This window comes from Saccharomonospora azurea NA-128 (assembly GCF_000231055.2).
In the GTDB taxonomy this organism is placed as follows: Bacteria; Actinomycetota; Actinomycetes; order Mycobacteriales; family Pseudonocardiaceae; genus Saccharomonospora; species Saccharomonospora azurea.
This window is the reverse complement of sequence record NZ_CM001466.1, coordinates 3,603,658-3,606,870: the sequence shown is the minus strand read 5'-3', so window position 1 is coordinate 3,606,870 and position 3,213 is coordinate 3,603,658. Positions and strand designations below refer to the sequence as shown.

5 protein-coding genes and 1 pseudogene are annotated in these 3,213 nt (G+C 72.1%); 2 read left to right on the top strand and 4 right to left on the bottom strand.

Features of this window, described 5'->3' with window-relative positions; all coding sequences use genetic code 11:
• Together SACAZDRAFT_RS16515 and SACAZDRAFT_RS16510 are read right to left on the bottom strand one after the other, a co-directional pair.
• Window positions 1-459, bottom strand: a pseudogene (locus SACAZDRAFT_RS16515) (ATP-binding protein); the annotation flags it as partial.
• A gap of 6 nt (window positions 460-465) precedes the next feature.
• Complete coding sequence (locus SACAZDRAFT_RS16510; protein ID WP_005443576.1) at window positions 466-1,185, bottom strand: response regulator transcription factor; 720 nt, start codon at window positions 1,183-1,185, stop codon at window positions 466-468.
• Window positions 1,186-1,194: 9 nt separating this feature from the next.
• On the opposite strand from SACAZDRAFT_RS16510, the gene hisN reads away from it, so the two are divergent.
• Together hisN and SACAZDRAFT_RS24020 are read left to right on the top strand one after the other, a co-directional pair.
• Complete coding sequence (gene hisN / locus SACAZDRAFT_RS16505; RefSeq protein WP_005443574.1) at window positions 1,195-1,992, top strand: histidinol-phosphatase; 798 nt, start codon at window positions 1,195-1,197, stop codon at window positions 1,990-1,992.
• A 40-nt stretch (window positions 1,993-2,032) separates the two neighbouring features.
• Window positions 2,033-2,158, top strand: a complete 126-nt coding sequence (locus SACAZDRAFT_RS24020) for a hypothetical protein (protein WP_269726589.1) — start codon at window positions 2,033-2,035, stop codon at window positions 2,156-2,158.
• Between the two features lie 5 nt (window positions 2,159-2,163).
• On the opposite strand, the gene SACAZDRAFT_RS16500 is transcribed toward SACAZDRAFT_RS24020, so the two are convergent.
• Together SACAZDRAFT_RS16500 and SACAZDRAFT_RS16495 are read right to left on the bottom strand one after the other, a co-directional pair.
• A complete protein-coding gene (locus SACAZDRAFT_RS16500) occupies window positions 2,164-2,436 on the bottom strand; it encodes a hypothetical protein (protein ID WP_005443573.1) in 273 nt (90 codons plus the stop codon).
• Window positions 2,433-3,213: TNT domain-containing protein (locus SACAZDRAFT_RS16495; protein ID WP_005443572.1), on the bottom strand; the 781-nt coding region annotated here is incomplete at its 5' end. The genes SACAZDRAFT_RS16500 and SACAZDRAFT_RS16495, both read right to left, overlap by 4 nt.

Genomic DNA, 3,213 nt, shown 5'->3' with positions numbered 1-3,213 from the left:
CCGGGCGAGCCTGCGCGCGGTCACGGTGGCCACCACGGTCCCCGTGCCGACGGACAGCACCACGAGCAGCAGCACCGCCGCCGCGACCTGCGTCTGCTGGGTACGCATCGGCTGCGCCGGGACGGCCAGCCGCACGGTGCCGTTCTGCGCGATCGGCACCGTCTCCACGACGACGTCGTCGCCGAGCGGAGGACCGTAGCGCAGCGCGGGCGCGTCCTGCCTGATCACGGCGAGGTTGCCGGTCCTCGGCACCGCGACCCGCACCTGGCTGAGGTCGAGCGGGCGACCGTCGGCCAACTGGTCGTCCAGGATGGCGGCGATGCGCTGCGCGTTCGACGCCAGGTCCTCCCGCGTGAGGTTCTCCACGAAGAGCCAGCCGGTGACCCCGAGCGGGATGCCGAGCGCGACGCCCGTCACGGCCACGGCCGAGAGGATCGCGAAGAGGATGCGGCGACGCATGAAGTCCTAGTCGGTGTTGAAGCGGAAACCGACCCCGCGCACGGTGGCGATGCGCTCCTCGCTCTTTCGGGCCGTGCCGTTCGCGGCCCTCGCGAGCTTGCGGCGCAGCCACGACATGTGCATGTCCAGCGTCTTCGACGTCCGCGACGTCTCCGGCGACAGGTCGTTCCACACCTCGGAGAGGATCTCCGCCCTGCTGACGACCTGGCCCGCCCTGGTGAGCAGCACCCGCAGCAGCTCGAACTCCTTGTTGGCCAGCGCGACCTCGCACCCGCCCACGGTGACGACCCGCGCACCGACGTCCATGCGCACGCCCCCGGACTCCAGGACCTCGGGGGCGCGACGCCGCAGCAGCGCGCGGATCCGCGCCAACAGCTCGGCGAGGCGGAAGGGCTTGGCGACGTAGTCGTCGGCGCCCGCGTCGAGCCCCACGACGAAGTCCACCTCGTCGGTGCGCGCCGTCAGCATCAACACCGGAAGCGCCTGGTCGGTGGCCCTCAGTCTGCGGCACACCTCAAGGCCGTCCATCCCGGGCAACCCGAGGTCGAGCACGAGGAGATCGACCCGTTCGCGCGCCGTGGCGTCCAACGCCGACGGCCCGTCGGCCACCACGGTGACCTCGTACCCCTCCCGGCGCAGCGCGCGCGACAGCGGTTCGGCGATCGCCGGATCGTCTTCGGCAAGTAGGACCACGCTCACCTTGCCAACCTTACGGCGCACCGACATGAAACCATCGTGACCGTGTTGGGATACTCCGTTGACCTGGCCTTCGCACAGCGACTGGCGGACGCCGCCGACTCGATCACCACGGCGCGCTTCCGCGCACTCGACCTCGACGTGCAGAGCAAACCCGACCGCACGCCCGTGACCGACGCCGACACCGCCGTCGAGGACGCCGTGCGAGCGCTGCTCGGCGCCGAGCGCCCCGACGACGCCGTGGCGGGGGAGGAACGCGGTGGGTCGGCCACCCAGCCGGGACGAGTCTGGGTGATCGACCCGATCGACGGCACGAAGAACTTCCTCCGCGGCGTGCCGGTGTGGGCCACCTTGATCGCGCTCGTGGAGGACGGCGTGCCCGTGGTCGGCCTGGTCAGTGCACCCCTGCTGGGCCGGCGCTGGTGGGCCGCCACGGGCGAGGGTGCGTGGCTGCGGGACGCGGCGGGGGAACGCCGCATCTCGGTGTCCGGAGTCGCCGCGCTCGACGACGCGACCCTCTCGACCACCGACCTCGGCTCGTGGAACACCTACCACTCGCGGGAGGCGTACCTCCGGCTCGTGGACGCCTGCTGGGAGAGCCGGGCCTTCGGCGACTTCTGGCAGCACTGCCTCGTCGCTGAGGGAGCCCTCGACATCGCGGTCGAACCGATCGTGAATCCCTGGGACGTGGCGCCGATGCGCGTGCTGGTCAGCGAGGCGGGCGGCCGGTTCAGCGACCTCTCCGGGCAGCCGGGCATCGACGGCGGTTCGGCGCTGTCGACCAACGGCCTCGTGCACGAGCGGGCGTTGGAGCTCCTCGCCCGGCAGGACGGGTGAGGTACCCGACGACCTCGTCCCCGCAGCCGTCTTCGGCCAGGTGGCCGAGAAGCACCTGACTCCCGGCGGGATCAACGAACAGTTCCTCACCGACCTGCGGCGCGAGGGCATGCCGCACACGGTGCGCACCGCACCGGACCGGGTCCTGACCCGACTACGGACGTGAGTGGCTCACGGCAGCACGCCGACGGCACCTCTGGCCACCTGGGCCCACGCGAGCCGGCCGAACAGGTAGTGACACGCGACCTGCTCGTTGGAGAACCGGGCCCAGTCGTAGCGGTTGCCCTGCTCCCGCCAGAAGACCTCCCAGGCGACCAGCCCGTCGGCGCCGTCCTCCTCGACGCGGAGCAGGCACCAGGCGTTGTCGGTCTCGCTGCCGATCGAGACGACTTCGCCGGGCACACCCACGGCATCCAGCCAACGCTTGATCGACTCGGTGTTCATGCCCTCTCCTCGAACGTGATGTCCGCCAGGTGGCCGAGCACCACCAGCTCCGCTGCCGAGTACACCGTGCGGTAGCGCACACCGCCACCAGGTTGACCGAACCAGGGCGCCGAGATCGCCCTCCACACGGGCAGTGGCGTGACCACTCGGTACCGGCGGTAGCCGCCGTCGAGGTGGTCCGGCGGCAGCGACCGCTGCGCGAACGGGGTTCCGTCCGCCGCGAACACCCGGCCGTGCGCGTCGCCGAAGCGGTCGAGCACAGTGCCCTCGTCCAGCACGACGGGTTCCCCCGCTTCGTGCCCTCCCTCGGGATAGCTCTCGGGCGGAGGCCACGCGTACTCGGGCCGATCCCCGTCCCGGACGAGGTAGCGGCGGTTCCACTCCGCTTCGGACAGTTCACCGAACGGCTCGTGCCCGTCGAGCAGTGCGGGCGGCACCGAGGGAAGCACCTCCGCCGGCGGCGGAGCCGGGCGTCGACCACCGCAGCGTAGCGCGGCCAACGCCTCCTCGGCGTCGACGAGGTGCGACTCCGGATGGTCGTGGGGCTCGAACCGGGCGACGCCGCACTCGCCGTGTCCCGTCGGCACGGGCAGCTGGCGCGCGGGCCGGTCGGAGGCCACGGGCAGGTGCCCGATCGGGAACATGTGCACGACGAACAACGCGACGACGCTCTCGCGTTCCTGCCTCGGTGCGCCCACGGCCACGGCGGCCGCACCCGGGTGTGGCGCGGACGGCTGTGCCGGCCCGGGCGGTCCGGGCGGGTTCGCCGCGGGTGGT